This window comes from Lysinibacillus sp. YS11, from assembly GCF_002896375.1.
GTDB classification, from domain to species: Bacteria; Bacillota; Bacilli; order Bacillales_A; family Planococcaceae; genus Lysinibacillus; species Lysinibacillus capsici.
In genome coordinates this window covers 3,914,206-3,932,332 of record NZ_CP026007.1, presented here as the reverse complement: position 1 = coordinate 3,932,332, position 18,127 = coordinate 3,914,206, and the positions used below count along the sequence as shown (strand labels likewise).

18 protein-coding genes, 1 pseudogene and 1 riboswitch are annotated in these 18,127 nt (G+C 37.5%); of the genes and pseudogenes, 11 read left to right on the top strand and 8 right to left on the bottom strand.

The annotated features are described in order from the left end of the window. The first annotated feature begins 22 nt into the window (after positions 1-22). The 3 genes from LBYS11_RS19775 to LBYS11_RS19765 all read left to right on the top strand — a co-directional run bounded on the left by LBYS11_RS19775 (position 23) and on the right by LBYS11_RS19765 (position 5,300). Positions 23-925, top strand: coding sequence for an SGNH/GDSL hydrolase family protein (locus tag LBYS11_RS19775; RefSeq protein ID WP_103118842.1), 903 nt, complete (start codon positions 23-25; stop codon positions 923-925). 140 nt (positions 926-1,065) lie between these two features. Next, positions 1,066-2,223 carry an exonuclease SbcCD subunit D gene (locus LBYS11_RS19770; protein WP_103118841.1) on the top strand — a complete coding sequence of 386 codons (1,158 nt, stop codon included), beginning with the start codon at positions 1,066-1,068 and terminating at the stop codon, positions 2,221-2,223. Next, the gene (locus tag LBYS11_RS19765) at positions 2,220-5,300 is read left to right on the top strand and encodes an AAA family ATPase (protein WP_103118840.1); all 3,081 of its coding nucleotides are present in this window, start codon (positions 2,220-2,222) and stop codon (positions 5,298-5,300) included. The genes LBYS11_RS19770 and LBYS11_RS19765 overlap by 4 nt, the downstream gene beginning before the upstream one ends. Positions 5,301-5,340: 40 nt before the next feature. Here LBYS11_RS19765 and LBYS11_RS24040 read toward each other — a convergent pair whose 3' ends face one another. Then, a complete protein-coding gene (locus LBYS11_RS24040) occupies positions 5,341-5,463 on the bottom strand; it encodes a hypothetical protein (RefSeq protein WP_004225603.1) in 123 nt (40 codons plus the stop codon). Between the two features lie 55 nt (positions 5,464-5,518). Further along, complete coding sequence (locus LBYS11_RS19760; RefSeq protein WP_103118839.1) at positions 5,519-5,842, bottom strand: magnetosome magnetite crystal formation protein family; 324 nt, start codon at positions 5,840-5,842, stop codon at positions 5,519-5,521. Between the two features lie 125 nt (positions 5,843-5,967). Next, a riboswitch (TPP riboswitch) is annotated at positions 5,968-6,075 on the top strand. Positions 6,076-6,208: 133 nt separating this feature from the next. Between LBYS11_RS19760 and thiT the strand changes: the two genes are divergently transcribed. Further along, positions 6,209-6,769, top strand: a complete 561-nt coding sequence (thiT, locus tag LBYS11_RS19755) for an energy-coupled thiamine transporter ThiT (protein WP_054549010.1) — start codon at positions 6,209-6,211, stop codon at positions 6,767-6,769. 162 nt (positions 6,770-6,931) lie between these two features. After that, positions 6,932-7,687: a type I methionyl aminopeptidase gene (map, locus tag LBYS11_RS19750; RefSeq protein WP_103118838.1), complete on the top strand. Its 756-nt coding sequence runs from the start codon at positions 6,932-6,934 to the stop codon at positions 7,685-7,687. On the opposite strand, the gene LBYS11_RS19745 is transcribed toward map, so the two are convergent. Further along, positions 7,659-8,429, bottom strand: coding sequence for a hypothetical protein (locus tag LBYS11_RS19745; protein ID WP_233732195.1), 771 nt, complete (start codon positions 8,427-8,429; stop codon positions 7,659-7,661). The two genes, map and LBYS11_RS19745, sit on opposite strands and share 29 nt — an antisense overlap. Before the next feature lie 199 nt (positions 8,430-8,628). Between LBYS11_RS19745 and LBYS11_RS19740 the strand changes: the two genes are divergently transcribed. After that, positions 8,629-9,453: a polyphosphate kinase 2 family protein gene (locus tag LBYS11_RS19740; protein ID WP_048394803.1), complete on the top strand. Its 825-nt coding sequence runs from the start codon at positions 8,629-8,631 to the stop codon at positions 9,451-9,453. A 160-nt stretch (positions 9,454-9,613) separates the two neighbouring features. After that, entirely contained in the window at positions 9,614-10,201 is a 588-nt protein-coding gene (locus LBYS11_RS19735) for a GNAT family N-acetyltransferase (protein ID WP_054549012.1), read from the top strand. 72 nt (positions 10,202-10,273) lie between these two features. Here LBYS11_RS19735 and LBYS11_RS19730 read toward each other — a convergent pair whose 3' ends face one another. The 3 genes from LBYS11_RS19730 to LBYS11_RS19725 form a co-directional block, all read right to left on the bottom strand. Beyond that, a complete protein-coding gene (locus LBYS11_RS19730) occupies positions 10,274-10,837 on the bottom strand; it encodes a beta-class carbonic anhydrase (protein ID WP_004225593.1) in 564 nt (187 codons plus the stop codon). A 180-nt stretch (positions 10,838-11,017) separates the two neighbouring features. Beyond that, the gene (locus LBYS11_RS24035) at positions 11,018-11,152 is read right to left on the bottom strand and encodes a hypothetical protein (RefSeq protein ID WP_004225590.1); all 135 of its coding nucleotides are present in this window, start codon (positions 11,150-11,152) and stop codon (positions 11,018-11,020) included. Between the two features lie 140 nt (positions 11,153-11,292). Then, positions 11,293-12,534, bottom strand: coding sequence for an aminopeptidase (locus tag LBYS11_RS19725; protein ID WP_158651974.1), 1,242 nt, complete (start codon positions 12,532-12,534; stop codon positions 11,293-11,295). A gap of 191 nt (positions 12,535-12,725) precedes the next feature. Here LBYS11_RS19725 and motA point away from each other — a divergent pair, with 191 nt between their 5' ends. Continuing rightward, positions 12,726-13,529, top strand: coding sequence for a flagellar motor stator protein MotA (motA, locus tag LBYS11_RS19720; protein WP_004225583.1), 804 nt, complete (start codon positions 12,726-12,728; stop codon positions 13,527-13,529). Then, complete coding sequence (gene motB, locus LBYS11_RS19715; RefSeq protein WP_054549014.1) at positions 13,513-14,265, top strand: flagellar motor protein MotB; 753 nt, start codon at positions 13,513-13,515, stop codon at positions 14,263-14,265. The genes motA and motB overlap by 17 nt, the downstream gene beginning before the upstream one ends. Before the next feature lie 66 nt (positions 14,266-14,331). On the opposite strand, the gene LBYS11_RS19710 is transcribed toward motB, so the two are convergent. Beyond that, positions 14,332-14,553: a DUF1128 domain-containing protein gene (locus LBYS11_RS19710; protein ID WP_004225580.1), complete on the bottom strand. Its 222-nt coding sequence runs from the start codon at positions 14,551-14,553 to the stop codon at positions 14,332-14,334. 177 nt (positions 14,554-14,730) lie between these two features. On the opposite strand from LBYS11_RS19710, the gene LBYS11_RS19705 reads away from it, so the two are divergent. Continuing rightward, positions 14,731-15,057, top strand: a complete 327-nt coding sequence (locus LBYS11_RS19705) for a hypothetical protein (RefSeq protein WP_048394796.1) — start codon at positions 14,731-14,733, stop codon at positions 15,055-15,057. A gap of 22 nt (positions 15,058-15,079) precedes the next feature. Then, a complete protein-coding gene (locus LBYS11_RS19700; RefSeq protein WP_004225576.1) occupies positions 15,080-15,997 on the top strand; it encodes a YihY/virulence factor BrkB family protein in 918 nt (305 codons plus the stop codon). Between the two features lie 174 nt (positions 15,998-16,171). Here the strand turns inward: LBYS11_RS19700 and LBYS11_RS19695 are convergent. Further along, positions 16,172-18,075 (bottom strand): annotated as a pseudogene (locus LBYS11_RS19695) (heavy metal translocating P-type ATPase). Between the last annotated feature and the right edge of the window lie 52 nt (positions 18,076-18,127).

Genomic DNA, 18,127 nt, shown 5'->3' with positions numbered 1-18,127 from the left:
CAATAAGAAAAGAGGGAAGCAGATGAAACGATTATGTAGCTTGGTAGGTATGACAGTATTATTCATGACAATTTGTGTTTCATCTGCTTTTGCTCAAACAGAAACCTATGTGGCTATTGGCGATTCCTTAGCAGCAGGTCAAACACCCTACAAAGAAATTGATGTAGGGTATAGTGATTTGATTGCCATGAAATTAAGTTCGATTGGTCAATTATCATTTTATACAAAAGAACTTGCTTTTCCAGGCTTTACTACGGCGGATGTATTAGAACGAATACGATCTGAGGAAGCGGAAAATTTATTAGCAAATGCGACGCTTATTACAATTTCGGCAGGGGCTAATGATTTATTACGTCTTGTCCAGGTAAACCCAAATGCAGGAACCTTAGCTTTTTCACAGCTTCAGGCAGATTACGCTTTAAATTTGGCAAGAAAAAATATGCTATCGATTTTGGATGAATTAGAAGAACGTGCGCCTAAAGCAAAAATCTATGTTATAGGGTATTATTTTGCTTATCCAACAGTTCATCCGACGCAAAAAGAAGGAACCAATGCCCAGCTAGTTAGATTAAATACGATTTTACAACAACAAGCAGAGCAAGCTGGCGCAGCTTATATAAATGTCTATGATGCCTTTGGATTGAATGCAACCAACTACTTACCAAATAGTGCTGATGTTCATCCAAATATTGAAGGCTATCGACAAATGGCTAACTCATTTTTACAAGTTTATAGTGGTAGTGATGCTTTAAACATCTCTTCAGCAGAATTGCCAAAGCCAAATCCCAAGTCATTTGAGGAAATCCTAAAGCAACAATCATCAGCGAAACCTCAGAAGCAAAATGTGACACAACATCAATCTCCTCGTATGACTTACGTAATTCAGGGATTCCCGGGATATAAGGCATTTATCAAATACATCTAAATAACAGGTATCTAAGGCATCTTACTTATAAGATGCTTTTTTCTATGAAAACCAATTTTGGCTAGAACTACTAAACCTTTAGTGTTCACTAGATTGGGAATAGTCATGCTAAAATATAGAGAAGACTAGGAGGTACTAGAATGAAAATATTTCATACAGCAGATTGGCATTTAGGAAAGCTTGTTCAAGGTGTCTATATGACAGAAGATCAACATTATATTCTTCAACAATTTATACAAGCGATTGATGAGGAAAAACCAGATGTAATTATCATCGCAGGTGATTTATATGATCGTTCGATGCCTCCTATTGAGGCAGTTAATTTACTAAATGATGTATTAGCGAAAATAGTATTAGAGAAGAAGATTCCTGTTCTAGCAGTGGCGGGAAATCATGATAGTGCAGGTCGTTTAAATTTTGGTAGCCGTTTAATGAGTGATAGTGGTTTATATATTAAGGGCCAATTTACAAAAAATCATGCCCCTATTGTTTTGAATGATCAACATGGGGAAGTACATTTTCACCTAGTGCCCTATGCAGAGCCAGCTGCTATTCGCAACATCTTTGAAGATGAATCAATCCGTTCTCATCAAGACGCCATGCAAAAAATTATTGAGTATATCACGAAAGACATGGACACAAGTAAGCGTCATGTTTTTGTTGGACATGCCTTTGTGACGAAGTATGGTGAGGAGAAAGCAAATACTAGTGATTCCGAGCGACCCCTTTCCATTGGAGGCTCAGATTGTGTGAATGCAGCTTTATTCAAACCTTTTCACTATACGGCGCTTGGGCACTTACATAAGGCACATTTTGTTTTAAACGAAACCATACGCTATGCAGGCTCTATCTTAAAGTACTCGTTATCTGAGCATTTACATGAGAAAGGATTTTTAATCATCGAATTAGATGAGCAAGGTAACACCACAGTAAGTAAAAGAAAGCTTGTGCCAAGAAGAGATCTACGAGTAGTAGAAGGGCAATTAGAGGAGTTATTAACGCTCACACCAAGTGAGGATTATGTATTTGTTAGATTGACGGATAAAATATCTGTGACTTCACCGATGGAACGTATTCGTAGTGTATTTCCGCACGCTATGCATGTGGAGCGGAAGGTACTAAGACAAGATATGCCACGTGAACTACAAGTAGTAGAAGCTGAAAAACTAGAAGATATTGATTTATTCCGTTCATTCTTCACCAATATTATTGGCATTCAGCCTGATGAAGATACGGAACGCCTATTCACAGAGATGTTACAGGAGTTATTAGATGAGGAGCGAGAGACTGTAAAATGAAGCCTTTAAAGTTAACAATTACAGCGTTTGGTCCATATAAAGACACGGAGGTAATTGATTTTCAAGAGCTAGGGGAGCATCGATTGTTTGCCATTTCTGGAAAAACTGGTGCTGGTAAAACAACCATTTTCGATGCTATTTGCTATGCTCTTTACGGATCAGGTAGTGGGGAGGACCGGCAGGATACAGCTTTACTAAGAAGCGGCTTTGCACATGATGAAGTTTATACAGCTGTAGAACTCGTCTTTGAAATGCATGGAAAGGTCTATCAAATAGTACGACAGCCAGGTCATATTAAAGAAAAAAATAAAACGGTTACTGGAAAGAAAATAGAGCTAGCAGAAGTAAAAGACGGAAAGCTAGATTATAGCATTGTAGAAAAACAGCAAACGCTTGAAGTCGATAAGAAAGTGCAGGAAATCATAGGTCTCACAAAAGATCAATTTAGCCAAATTGTCATGCTACCTCAAGGTGAATTTAGAAAACTATTAACCTCTGATTCAACAAATAAAGAAGTAATTTTACGGAAAATCTTTAAAACAGATCGTTTCGGTGTCATGGCGAAAAAGCTTGATGCCAAGCGTAAAGAAGCAGAAAGTGATCTTGAGCGTGCCAAACAATTAAAAGAACATTTACTTGGTCAAATTGTGGGCGCCTTACCACAACGTTCTTCCACTTTATTCACAGTGATTGCTGATAATACCGAAAATTTACATCAACTGACAGAGGCACTTGATGAGGAGCTTAGCTACTATAAGAAATGTGGAGAAGATGAACAGTCATACTATGAAGAAGCGTATAGCCTTCATCAAAAAGAGCAGGAATATTATCGCTTAGCAAAAACGCTAAATGAGCAATTTGATGAACAAGCTAATCGACAGCAACGGCTACAAATGCTTTTACAACAGCAGGATTTATACCAAGCAAAGGAGAAGGAGATTGCTTTAGCAGAACAAGCAGAGCGACTGGTGCTCCTCGAACAACAATGCAAGGATTTACGTGCTGAACTGAATGTTAAAGAGATAGCATTTCAACAAGCAAAGGTTAAGCAACAGCAGTCACAAGAAAAGTTGCAAGAAGCGCAAGAAAAATATGAGATAGAGCAGGCTAAAGAATCTGAACGACAGCAAATCTTACAGCAGGAGATGCAGATGCTAGCGCTTTTACCGAAATTTGAAGCCTATGAAAACAATATACAGCAGCTGCAAATAGCGGAGCAATATGCTGAAAATGCAAAACGAGCAGTAAATGATAACGTCAAACTTTTGGAAAATGAACAAGAGCAATTACAGCATTTTTCTCAATCATTAGAAGGCTATGAAAAACAGGTTGAACCCTATGAAAGCTATTTAGAACAATTACCGAAACTACGGGAACAGGTTGCTTTAATCAAGCAAGCGGATAAATATAAACATGCCGTAGATTTAGCTAAGCAGGATGTAGTTGCTTCAGAAAGTCTCTATCAAGAAAGTAAAGAGGCACTTCAACTTTTGCAGCAACGATGGCTGACGAGTCAAGCTAGTATTTTAGCAGAACAACTGAAGGAAGGAGAACCCTGTCCTGTTTGTGGTAGTATGACACATCAGAAAGCACACAATGAGCAACTGGAAGTTATTGAGCTTGCTCAAGTGGAAGCATTAAGAGCGAAGGCATCATCAGACGAGCGTAAGTATTTAGAGAAAGAGGCATTTTTAGCATCAGCGCAGCAACTTCTTCAAGATACATGGCGACAACTCGAGGCTCAGCATATTAAGCAAGAAGACCAACCACAGATCACCGCTACTCTACATGAAGTGGAACAAGAGCTTGCTGCATTAAAAATTATTCAACATCAATTAGCTGATGTGCGATTAAAAATAAAGCATCAGCATGACCGAATAGAGCAGCTACGAAATAAGCATATGAAGCTAGAGCAATATTTAGCAGAGCAGATAAAAGAATGGACAAAATTACAAGCGGTTGTAGACGAACAACTTAAGCAGATGCCCCCTAATTTACCAACTTTACAGCAATTAAAGCAACAACTAAATGAAGTTAGTAAACAGAAAGAAGAGCTTCAAAAAAGTTGGCAAGTGAGTCAAGAAAATTTGCATGCAGCAAAGGAAGCAGCTAGCAATGCAACACTAACTGTAGAAATTGCCAAACAGTCCTTTGAGGAATTACAGCTTAAAATGAATGAAAAGCTTCAGCAATTTTCAGCAGATATGCAAGAAATAGGTTTCGAAAGCTATGAGGCTTATGCAACTGCTAAACGGAGTGCCATACAATTGGATGCACTTCGAAAAGCATGTAGCGACTATGCTTTACAAGTACACACGTTGCAAATTCAGATTACCGAAGGGGCTACATACCTTCAAGGAAAAGAGAAGCAAGATTTAGAGGCGATGGAAGCAAGAGTAGAACAGCATCGAGTTTCCTATGAGGAAGCATTTAAACGTTTACAACAGATCAATGGCTTTATACAAGCATGCCAAGGCTTTAGTAAAAAGGTGGAAGAAATAGCGAAAGAGCTTCATTTACTTGAACAAGAAGCAGGGCGAGTAAAGGAGCTTTATGGATTATTAAATGGACAAAACTCGAAAAAGCTATCCTTTGAGCGTTATATACAAATTAACTACTTAGATCAAATTACAGAAGCTGCCAATATACGTCTGTATCATTTATCAAACGGTCAATTTGAGCTTAGACGTTCAGATAGATTAGAAAAGCATGCGAAGCAAAGTGGCCTTGGTCTTGATGTTTATGATGCTTATACAGATCAATTACGAGATGTCAAAACTTTATCAGGTGGCGAAAAGTTTAATGCTTCGTTGAGCCTTGCATTGGGGATGGCAGATGTGATTCAAAGCTACCAAGGTAATATTCATATTGAAACGATGTTTATTGATGAGGGCTTTGGCTCGCTCGATGAGGAATCACTAAATAAAGCAATCGATACATTAATTGATTTGCAGGATTCTGGTCGTATGATTGGCGTTATTTCGCATGTACCTGAATTGAAATCCGCGATGCCAGCAGTTTTACATGTGGAAAAAACATTAAATGGCCATAGTCAAACCCATTTTGAAGTGAAATAAAACGAAGGCGTATTTCCTTTAAAAGGAATACGCCTTCGTTTTATTTTTTTCGGGTTGTGGTTGTAGGCGTTGTGCCTTTTTTTGCAGCCATTACTTTTTTGACGATAGGAATAACAATAGGTGCTAACTTAACGGCAGTTTTTACAACGTTTGATACTTTCATCCCAAAACAGCTCCTTTTACAATTACTACTTCCTGTTTCACTTAAAAATAAAACATTAACGGATAACACGAACAGCCTGAATTATATTCCAAATCACAATACCTAGTGAGACGAGAGCATAGATGGCGAATGAAGCAAACCAAATAATCATCACTGTATTATTACTGGAGGTTGGATCTATACTAAATGTGGAAAAAACAAAGACAATAAAGAACAGGATGCCAAAAACAAAAGGAACTAAATGAGAGACAAGTGCACGAATCGAATGTTTTTTTACATCACTATCTTTTGTCACGAAATATACAATTAATGGAACGATAAAAGGGGCGAAGAAAATACTAAGATAACTAAAGGCAGCTAAAATTTTTTGATTCTCCATAGTTGTACCTCCTTTTTAAATATTTACGCATGAAAAACAGCAAAGTTTCAAAAAAATGATGTATGGAAGGTTGTAATCTTTCAATCCTTTGCGTACAATGAGAGTGTTCAAATAAATTCAGATGTAACGACCACAAGGGGAGCTGATGATGTCAGCTGAGACTGGGCACGTAATGCCTTGACTCTTCGAACCTGTAAGTTAACGCTTGCGTAGGGATGTGGATAGAAACCGACACTTGTACGATGTGAGGCTCTGTCCTGACATCGTTTTTTCCTCCTTAAAGGAAAAAGGTGTCAGAAAGAGACATATCAGCGCTTTTCTATTCCTGCTCTTGTATCCTACATCGGAACAAAGGAGAGAATATGTATGGACAAAAAAAGACTATTAATGCTAGTGGAGATTGCGATTTTTGCAGCGATAGGTCTCGTACTGGATCAGGTTTCCTTTAAAGTATGGGCACAAGGCGGCTCAGTTAGTCTTGTTATGGTACCGATTATGTTAATAGCATTTCGCTGGGGCTTAGTAGCTGGTCTTACTACGGGACTACTTGTGGGTGTTATGCAAACAATGTTTGGTTCTTATATCGTGCACTGGCTACAAGGATTACTAGATTATGGCGTTGCTTTTACTGTTGTAGGATTAGCGGCGGTTGTACGTGGACCAGTATTAGACGCTGCTAAACATATGAACAAAACAAAAATGGCACTTTATATAATCATAGGTACCGTTTTCGCAGGCTTCTTACGATACACAGCACATACAATTGCTGGTGCTGTATTTTTTGCCGAATATGCGGGTGACCAGAATGCATGGATCTATTCCATCATCTACAATGGTACATATATGCTACCAGCAACCATTTTAACGGCTGTCGTTGGTGTTCTTTTATTCACAGCCGCTCCCCAATTAATGCAAAGAAAAGCTTAATGCTAGTCCCTTCACAGGCGTGGAGGGACTTTTTTGTCGTGAATAACTCTTTTAGCACTTTGCAAAGTAGGAAAGCATACAATATTTAAAGCGTTTATCGTTATACGCATAAAAAGTTATGTTATATTAAAGAATAGATATTAGATGAAAGGGACGTTATACATGATTGTAAAAACGCAAGAAGAGATTGAAGCTTTTAAAAAAATAGGACGCATTTGTGCTGAAATTCGCGAAGCAATGAAAGCTGCTACAAAACCAGGTGTTACAACACTTGAGCTTGATGAAATTGCTGGTCGCATGTTTGCAGAGGCTGGCGCTATTTCAGGACCAAAGGGAGAATATGATTTTCCAGGGTATACATGTATTAGCGTCAATGAAGAAGTAGCACATGGTATTCCAGGAAAGCGTGTTATTCAAGAGGGAGATATCGTAAATATTGATGTTTCAGGCTCTTTAAATGGCTATTTTGCTGACACAGGTATTTCATTTGTTGTGGGTGATGGCTATGAGGACAAAGAAAAGCTTTGCCGTGTTGCTAAAAGTGCCTTTGATCGAGCAATGACAAAGGTAAAGGCTGGATCTAAATTAAATCAAATTGGTAAAGCTGTTGAACGCGAGGCAAATGCTAATGGGTTAACTGTTATTATGAATTTAACAGGTCATGGCTTAGGTCAATCTTTACATGATGAACCAAACCATATTTTAAATTATTACGATGCATGGGATACTACTATTATGAAAGAAGGTATGGTCCTTGCGGTTGAGCCATTTATCTCAGCAAAGGCAGAGCATATCGTAGAAGCAGGTGATGGCTGGACATTCGTGACGCCTGATAAATCACTTGTAGCTCAAATCGAACATTCAGTCATTGTAACAAAAGATAAACCAATTATCTTAACGTCATTAGACGAAGAATAGGATGTAATGAAAAAATCCTGCTAACCAATTTATTTTTGGTAGGCAGGATTTTTTTAATAAATAAAATGCCAACAAAGAGAACACCGCATAAAAATAAAGCAGCTGTAGTGACAAGTAGCTCATCAAAACCATTATGTATGGCGATTCCAATATAAGCCCAAATAAAAACACTTGGATACACAACATCAAAGTGATGGAAACGGATATGTAGCGCAATGGCTCCTCCTAAAGTAAGTAAAATCACTGCCCAAAGAGGCGTACTAAGACCAAAGCCGTTCCAACCATAAGCCGTTAACGTAAAGCTTGTATTTGTGATAAAAATAAATGTCATCCATGCTAAATAAATAGAGAAAGGAATACGACCAAACAAGGATTTGTCCTGAAGAGGGTACGTATTATACAACATAAACAAATACAAGACTAAGAGTAATGTAATGCCAAGAGAAACAATAAATAACTCATGGTGCCAGACATATATCGTCAATGCTTGTAATATATTTATGCAACTAAAAAGCGCAGACTGTTTCAAAGTTGTCTTTTTCATGTTCATAACTAACCAATAACCGAGTAAAAAATAAATGATAATCCAAATTACATGACTTACACTAACTGGTGCAAATACAACAGAAAAACGATTAGCGATTTCTAGCGAAGATTGACCGTTGATGTTCACGAAAAAGGATGAAAAGGTTAGGATGATTGAGACAAGATAAGAGATTGTCATCAAGATAAACCGAGGCATGTTTTCCTCTCCCTTCGTGTTAGATTGTATAGGGAAAAGACAAATAAGTATAGTACTGTCACTTTTTTTATTATAACGGAAATTTCCAACAATGTATCGTGTTGTTTTACTATTAATACCTACAATTTACCATGTCTGATAGGCATCCATATATTTCTTTAGTACAATAAGAATAGCCAAATAAAAGGAGTGAAGTTTCATGACACAAAATTTGAAAAATCTAGATCTAACTGTTGAACTAGACAAAAAGATGTATAAAAAGAAATTAAAAGTACTCCAATATGAAATGTTGAACGCACAACAATTTTTATTAAAAAACAAGATTGGCTTGATCTTGGTATTTGAAGGAATGGATGCAGCTGGTAAAGGTGGCGCTATTAAACGATTAATCGAACGTGTCGATCCCCGCGGTTATGTTGTACATCCTATTTCTGCTCCTCAAGCTCATGAATTACGCTACAATTATTTACAACGATTTTGGAGAAAATTGCCTCAACATGGGCAAATCGCTATTTTTGATCGCTCGTGGTATGGCCGCGTACTAGTAGAACGCATCGAAGGATTCGCAACAAAGGATGAATGGTCTCGTGCTTATGAAGAAATTAATAATTTCGAGAAGATTTTAACTGCAGGAGATTACATAATTATTAAGTTCTGGCTTCATGTTTCAGATGAGGAGCAATTAAAACGCTTTAAAGAACGTGAACAAAACCCTTATAAATCTTGGAAGTTAACAGCCGAGGATTGGCGCAATCGAGATAAAACACCTCAGTATATTGAAGCAGCAAATGCGATGTTTGAAAAGACAGATAAAAAAGATGCACCATGGGTCTTAGTCGCTGGAGATGACAAAAAGTATGCACGTGTTCAGGTGCTACAGGAAACTATTGCACACATTGAACGAGAGGCTCAAAGGCGTGGTCTTCATTTAACAAATGTGTTAGACAATACTCAACTAGAGGATGCTGATTCCTCCAGCTTAGAAATAGTAAACGAGAAAAAGAAAGAACAAAAAACTAAATAATTGAATTGTGCTGCTATGACAATAAGACATAAGCTGTTTTGGTTGTAGCAGCCTGTTTTTTTACATACAATGAAATATAAATAGGGTTTGCAATTATGGCTTGTAGCCAATGAAACAAAGAGAAATGTATTGATTTTTATTGGAAGGCTAGTGTGGAGAAATGGTGCTTAAAATTTGGAATCTATTAAGAAAAAAGGGTGGGAATGTGGTAACAATAAAGGGGGAAAAATGCTACATCCGCACATTCCAAGAAAAAGATGCACGAAGTTTAACGGGTCTCGTAAGCCGTAATAAATACTTTTGGTCTATATACGAGCCACTGCAAAGACCTGAATACTATACAGTCGATGCTCAATACAAAAAAATTCAAGAAAGTCTCTATTTAATGGAGTCTAAGCGTGAATTTACTTTTGGTATTTTTGAGCATAGTACAAATAATCTAATAGGGCATATTGCACTTTATGCTGTCAAACGCTTACCGTACTCGAGTGCATTTGTTGGCTATGCGATGGATGAGATTTATGTTGGAAAGGGCATTGTCACAGAAGCTGTGAATATGGTGGTCCGATTTGCATTTGAACAAATTGGTCTACATCGTGTAGAGGCCTACGTATCGACACAAAATAATGCCTCCATGCGTGTATTAGAGAAGGCTGGATTTCAGCAGGAGGGTCTGCTAAGAAAGCTACTGTATATCAATGGTCATTGGGTAGATCACTATATGTATGCACGTTTAGAGGATGAATAGAAAAATAAGTGCCTATCTTCCACATAGAGAGGATAGGCACTTGCTCTTTTATGAATGTATGAAGAAATAATTTTATTGTTTATTTCCATCTTCAATTAAATCTAGATGACCTGTATTTGGATCAATTATTAAACCATGAACAGGTACGTCTTTTACCATTAATGGATGATTACGAATTGTATCGACACTTTTCTTAACACTTGTTGCTACATCACCGAAACCTCGTAAAAATTCTTTCAAATCAAAACCAGAATATTCCAACATTTTGATTGTTTCTGGATCGATGCCTCGTTGTACCATTTCGCTAAGCATGGCGTCAGGATCAACCGCACTCATACCACAGTCATAATGTCCAACAACATACACTTCATCAGCTTGTAGGCCGTAGACAGCAACTAATAAACTACGCATAACTGCACCGAAAGGATGGCTCACTAACGCACCAGCACTTTTCACTATTTTTACATCGCCATTACGCAAATTCATCGCTTTTGGTAAAAGCTCTACAAGACGAGTATCCATACAAGATAAAACAACAATACGTTTATCAGGATATTTCGTAGTGATGAATGGCTCATATTTTTTTTCTTGTACAAACTCTTTGTTAAATTCTAGAATATCTTGTAACATTGTCATGAATATTGCTCCCTTCCTTACAAAAAATATTGTAGAGCAAAATTTTCAATATGCAAACAATAAAGACTTTATTCAGATAATTTTTACAATAAAGGAGCAGTTTCATACGCTTTAGTAGATGAAATAACTTGTAAGCTATAAAAAAACAGCTACCTATAAATAGTAGCTGTTTTTTACACATTAAAATTTTTCGTTTGGCTTTGGATCTACAGTTACTGAAGACTTGCTATCTAAACCAACTTGTAGGTAGTGGATGAAGAATCCCGTTGAAATTAATAAAACTGCTGAAAAGCCAAGAACAGTTGTAATGAACATTATTAGAGCTCCTCTCTACTTAAATGATCTACTAAAATTCCCTAAAACAATTATACAATAGGTTACTAGGAAAATCTAAGGATAATTTATGACAACCTTAACATACTTAGCCTAGAATACTATTAGTAGGAATGGATTATTTAGAAAGCCCAATTTCCATCACGGAATATTGGGTCTATTTGATCATCATGTGTTATTCCATCTATATTCATTTTGGTAGAGCCAATCATAAAGTCTACATGTGTCAAGCTTTGATTGAGACCATGTGCGCTTAGTTCCTCAGAAGTCATTTCTTTGCCGCCCTCAATGCAAAAAGCATATGCACTACCAATGGCAAAATGATTGGATGCATTTTCATCAAACAATGTATTGTAAAATAATAGGTCGGATTGTGAAATAGGTGATTGATGTGGTACTAATGCTATTTCACCAAGGTAATGAGAACCTTCATCTGTTTCAATAAGGGAAGCTAAAATTTCTTGGCCTTGCTCCGCCTTGACGTCAATGATTCGACCATCTTTAAATGTTAGTGTGAAATTATCTATAATATTGCCACCATAGCTTAAAGGCTTAGTGCTTGATACATAACCATTAACACCTGTTTTTAACGGTGCTGTAAAAATTTCTTCAGTTGGCATATTGGCCATAAATGTTTGGCCTTGAGTACTTATACTACTACCCCCTGTCCACACATGGTGTGGAGGCAGCTCAATTGTTAGATCTGTGCCTGGTGCAGTATAGTGCAGTGACTTAAATTGCTTTGCATTTAAATAATCAGCTTTGCTATGTAATTCCTGATCATGTGTATGCCAAGCTTCAACAGGATTTTCAACGTCTATACGTGTGGCTGCAAAGATAGCTTCCCATAATGCATCCATTTGCTGTTCTTCTGGAAGGTGAGGAAAAACCTTTGCTGCCCAAGCTTTAGATGGAGCAGCAATGACAGACCAGCTAAACTTATCTGCTTGTAACCATTGATAATAGTTGGCAAGTGCTTGGCCAGATGCTTTTTGAAATGCCATGATTCTATCACGCTCAATACCTTTTAATAAATCGGGATTTTGTGAGCTAATGCTTAAGAAAGCAGCACCATGTTCAGCTAACCATTCACGTTCCTTCACTTTCCAAGGTGGGAAGAAATCAAATGAGTCTTTTGGTGCCCCTTCATAGCGAGCACGTACAAGTTCATCATCGGATATATCGACAAAAACTTGTTTAGCACCATTTTTATAGGCAATTTTAGTAATTATTTGTGCGAGTTTTAGGTTATCAGTCGAACAGCTTATATAAAGATACTGATCTTTTTGGATATTTACTCCTACTTTCACCGCTAACTCGGCATATTTTAGTAATTTTGTGTCAAACGATAATAACAAAATCATATCCCCTTTCAATTTAAGACAGTTAAGTGTAATATTCTTAATTCAATATAATCAAAAATGGTCGAAATGTGAATAAAAAGCATTAATTACATCGAAAAATATATGAAATACATTTATACTAGGAATATATATATTTAAAATATGGAAAAAAAGACGAAATAACATTAGATAGTAGATTTGGAGGTTCTAGAATGGATAAGTCGTCGATTATAGGGTTAATACTTGCTTTAGTAGCACTATTAACAGGGATGGTAATGAAGGGTGTAAGTTTATCTGCATTTTATAACCCTGCAGCTATCCTAATTATCATTTTTGGTACTATTTCCGCAGTAACAATTGCCTTTCCTATGCAGGAGTTAAAGCGTGTGCCGAAGCTATTTAAGATTCTTTTTAAAGAAACAAAATTAGCAAATGATATAGAGATTATTAAAATGTTTTCACAATGGGCTGACTTAGCTCGTCGCGAAGGGCTATTAGCACTTGAAAGTAAGGCCTCAGAGATTGAAGATCCATTTTTAAAAAATGGCCTTACATTAGCAATTGATGGTCAAAATGCTGACTACATACGTGATGTCTTAACAGAAGAAGTAGAAGCGATGGAAGAGCGACATACTAGTGGAGCAGCTATTTTTACACAAGCAGGTACATATGCACCTACTTTAGGGGTTCTTGGTGCAGTAGTAGGGTTAATCGCCGCATTGGCTGATATGAATGATATCGAAAAGCTAGGACATGCTATCTCTGCTGCCTTCATGGCTACATTACTCGGTATCTTTACAGGGTATGTTTTATGGCATCCATTTGCAAACAAGCTAAAACGTAAATCTGCTTTAGAGGTAAAACAAAAGAGAATGATGATTGAGGGTATCCTTTCAGTATTAGAAGGGGAGGCTCCACGTGTAATTGAACAGAAACTATCATCATACTTAACGATGGAAGAACGTCGTCAAATTTCTGGTGAAAGCGGGGCGGGTGGCCTTGGCAAAGAAAGCTAAGAAGAAAAAGCATGATGAACATATTGATGAATCTTGGTTAGTGCCATACGCAGATATTTTAACTTTGCTGCTAGCCGTGTTCATTATTTTGTTTGCCTCAAGTTCAGTCGATCAAGAAAAGCTAGAAAGAATGTCGGCAGTTTTTAGTCAAGTCTTTGATGGTGGAACTAGTTTTCTAGAGCAACCTGCACCAGTCCCTACTCCGAATGCGGATAGCGACCAAACGCCACAGCAAAACTCTGCCTATTTAAAGGATCAACAGGAGTTAGCTGAAATAAAAGATAGTGTGGATAATTTTATTGCAGTCAATGAAATGGAAGGTCAATTTGCCACAGAAATGACGGATGAGGGATTACTAGTGACAATCCGCGATAGTATTTTATTTGACCCAGGGCAGGCAACAGTTAAACCTGAGTATGTCCCTATTGCCAAAGAGCTATCAACTATGCTGGAATCTGATCCAGCTCGAAATATTGTCATCACAGGTCATACAGATAATGTGCCAGCAGGTCCGAATTTTACATCAAATTTTCAGTTATCTGTAATGCGTGCAACTAAATTTTTAGAACTGCTTATTGAAAGTAATGATAAATTAGATCCTACGCGCTTTAGTGCAAAAGGAAACGGTGAGTATCGTGCAATTGCACCAAATGACACAGCCGAAGGACGCGCAAAGAATCGTCGTGTAGAAGTATTAATTCAACCATTAGTTACTGAGGATGGTTCAGAAACTTAGAGTACACAGTAATAAAGAGCTATTAGCAGCAGACAAATGTCTTGAGCTAATAGCTTTTTGTTTTACCTATTTACGTAAAGATCCTAATTCAGCAACAATCGCTTGCATTTCGCTTGGACTAAAAGTTTCTCTCTTCATAACCATTTCATATAGATACACTAAATCTTCATAATTTGCTTCATCGAAGTTTTCTGATTTCATTGCATCGACATTCACCATACGAAGCTTGTCCTTCATTTGATCAACCATATACATAACGTTTTCTTTAGATGGAACTGATAAATCCATTTTTTACCCTACCTTTCGTCATCCTCGCACATATCATTTCATTGAATAAAAAAAATGTCAACTCCGTATTTGGGCATTGCTTTAAAAATAGACTGTTATTGGGTAGAATAAGTGCAGAAGACTGTTTATTTATGAAATAATAGGGAATATGCAACTATACAAGCAGGGGGTTTTAATATGGGTCAAAGTAAATTATTAGCATCTATTGTAGCAGGAGCAGCAGTAGGAGCAGCATTAAGTATGTTAGATCGTACTACACGAGAAAAAACAATTGCCTCAACAAAAAAGATGAAGGAAGCCATCTCATACTATGCAGCAAATCGAGAAGAATTGCAGGTTTTGGTAGAGGAAAAAGTACTCGCGGCAAAGGTGCTTTGTGAAAGTGTGTCAGATAATGTCAACACAATTGCTGAAAAGGTGGATGAATTTAAGGATTTACCTTCCACTATACAGGGAATGATTGAAGATACGAAATCAGCCTTTACTTTACCTCATAAGGAGTAAAGGTCGTTTTAGGAGGAATTGTATGGAAAAGAATAAAGCAACATTGCATAACGCTTTTGGGTTTGTAAAATCGTTTGTTTCTCCAGAGGAGGGAGCGATTGATATTATGACATCCAAAGGCTTTATCCAAGATTTAATAGGTCGGCTCAAGCGAGTTGAAATATCTGCGCTTGCTGCACAATTGGCTTATTTCTTTTTACTATCGTTCTTCCCCTTACTTATTTTCTTGGTGACACTATTACCATATCTTAACTTAGAAACCACTCAGGTCTATTCATTTTTAGTGAATATCTTACCTGATGAAGTGTATAAGCTGATTGAAAATACACTGAATGAGATTTTAACAAATCGCAACAGTAGTTTACTGTCCATTGGGGTTTTAGGTACTATTTGGTCTGCATCTAAAGGCATTAATGCATTACTTCGTGCTTTAAATAAAGCCTACGATACAGAAGGGAGAGCAGGCATATTAGATAGGGGTTTATCACTTGTTTTTACAATCGCTCTCGTTATTGTTATTGCCGTTGCGCTCTTATTACCGGTCTTTGGTCAGCAAATTGGACATTTCCTATTCTCAATCGTCGGAATAGAGGAGCAATTTGAATCAGTTTGGCATAGATTAAGATGGTCAATCCCGCCATTATTGATTTTCATCGTATTAATGGGCATCTACTGGTTTGTGCCAAATACAAGTCCTCGTTTGAAAATAATGGGCGTATGGCCAGGAGCGTTATTTGCCACGCTTGCTTGGTTAGCAGTCACATACGGTTTCTCTTTTTATATTAATAATTTTGCAAATTATTCTGCTACATACGGTAGTATTGGTGGCGTCATTATTTTAATGCTCTGGTTATATTTTACGGGAATCATTTTAATCTTTGGTGGCGTATTAAATGCTACAATGCAGAAAAGAGCACTTCAAAAGGAAATTCGTCGATAAGGAAATGATCATTCATTAACAAGAGCCTCGCTAAACTCCTAAAGAGTAGCGAGGCTATTTTACCTGATTTTACCTGATTAAATGCATCAATTATTCAATGAAAGCCTCAGCGCATGTCACAGGAAGAGTAGCTTCAAGCAAGCTGGACTCAATTATGCTGAGGCTTATTTGATGTTAAACATTTTTATTGAGCATACGTAAACCATTTAGAATAACTAGAATTGTACTCCCTTCATGCCCGATTACGCCTAATGGCAAGTCGACAACTTGTAAAAAGTTAGAAGCGATTAAAAAGATAATAACCCCGATAGAAAAGAAAATATTTTGTTTCACAATACGTTGCATTTTACGTGATAAACGAACAGCATAGGCGATTTTTGATAAGTCATTTTTCATTAGCACGACATCCGCTGTTTCAAGTGCCACGTCTGTGCCTTCACCCATAGCGATGCCAGTAGTTGCGGTAGCCAATGCAGGGGCATCATTAATACCGTCGCCGACCATGCCAACAAATTGATGCTGTGTAAGTAGGCGTTTCATTTCAGTTACCTTCGTTTCTGGCAGACATTCTGCGACGTATTCAGTAACGCCAGCCTCCTTCGCGATAACTTTCGCTGTTTTTTCATTGTCACCTGTAAGCATCACCACTTGAATACCAAGCTCTTTTAATAATGTAACAGCTTTCTTAGCTTCAGAGCGCACAGTATCTTTTAATGCTGTTAATGCAACAATACCATGTTGATCGCGAATGAAAATAACTGTTTTTCCCTCTTCTGTAAGTTTAGTTACAGCAGCATTTGCAAAACTGTTAGCAAGTTGTACATCAACAAACTCTGGTTTGCCTACTTGATACTCCTCGTTTTGAATCGTTCCTTTAATACCCCAGCCAGGAATATCTTCAATTGTTGCTTGTGGCAGTATGTCGATTCCTTCAGCCTTAGCATAGGAGGTAATCGCTTGGGCAAGGGGATGATTGGATTGAGATTCAATTCCTGCAAGAATTGCTAGAGCCGTCTCACGTTCTACTCCATCACGGACAATAAAATCTGTAACAACTGGTTTGCCTTGCGTTAAAGTACCTGTTTTATCGACCGCCAATGCACGTAACACACTAAGATGCTCTAAATGTAAACCACCTTTAAATAGCACACCATTTTTTGCACCATTTGATATAGTAGCTAGTGTTGCAGGCATAATGGAGGCAACGAGTGCACAAGGTGAAGCAACCACTAATAACACCATTGCTCGGTAAAAGGTTGTTGTCCAGTCCCAGCCGAGTAAGAAGTGGGGAAGAACCATCATAATGGCAACACCAAGTAAAACAAATTTTACATAAGTCCCTTCAAATTTTTCGATGAATTGTTGAGAGGGAGATTTTTCACTTTGGGCACTTTGAACGAGCTGTATAATTTTTTGGAAAAGGGTCTCTGAATTCGCCTTTGTCATTTCCATAGTAATAGCACCATTTAAGTTGACTGTGCCTGCAAAAACTTCGTCTCCTTCGCTTTTGAGATTGGCAGTGGCTCACCGCTAATAGCTGACTCATCAATAGAAGATTGGCCTTTAAAAATAATGCCGTCTGCTGGAATTCGTTCGCCCGGTTTAATCAATAAATGATCCCCGATTTGTAATGTGGAAACTGATACTTTCATAGGCTCAAATCCGCCACGCACTAACCAAGCTTCTTCTGGCTGTAAATTCATAAGTGCAGATATTTCGCGATGACTTTTATTCATCGCATAAGTTTCAAGTGCACCACTTACTGCAAAAATAAATATTAGGATGGCCCCCTCTGTCCAATAGCCAATTGCAGCTGAGCCAATTGCAGCTAATACCATCAACAGCTCAACATTTAGCTTTCGCTCTTCTATGGTTTCTTCAATGCCTTCTTTTGCTTTCGCGAAACCACCTACACAAAAGGCAATTAAATATAGTAGAACAGAAGCTGTTGTTTGTCCACTTGTGTCTAAACGCCATGCTAGTAAGATGAAAATTCCAGCCATTAATGCAGCAATTAATTCTGCATGTTCTTTTATTTTCTCAATTATGTTTATGTTTTCTCGATTAGAGTATTCCATCTTTATCCCTCCTGATAATGAAAATCAATATCAAAACCTTTATAAATTAGTG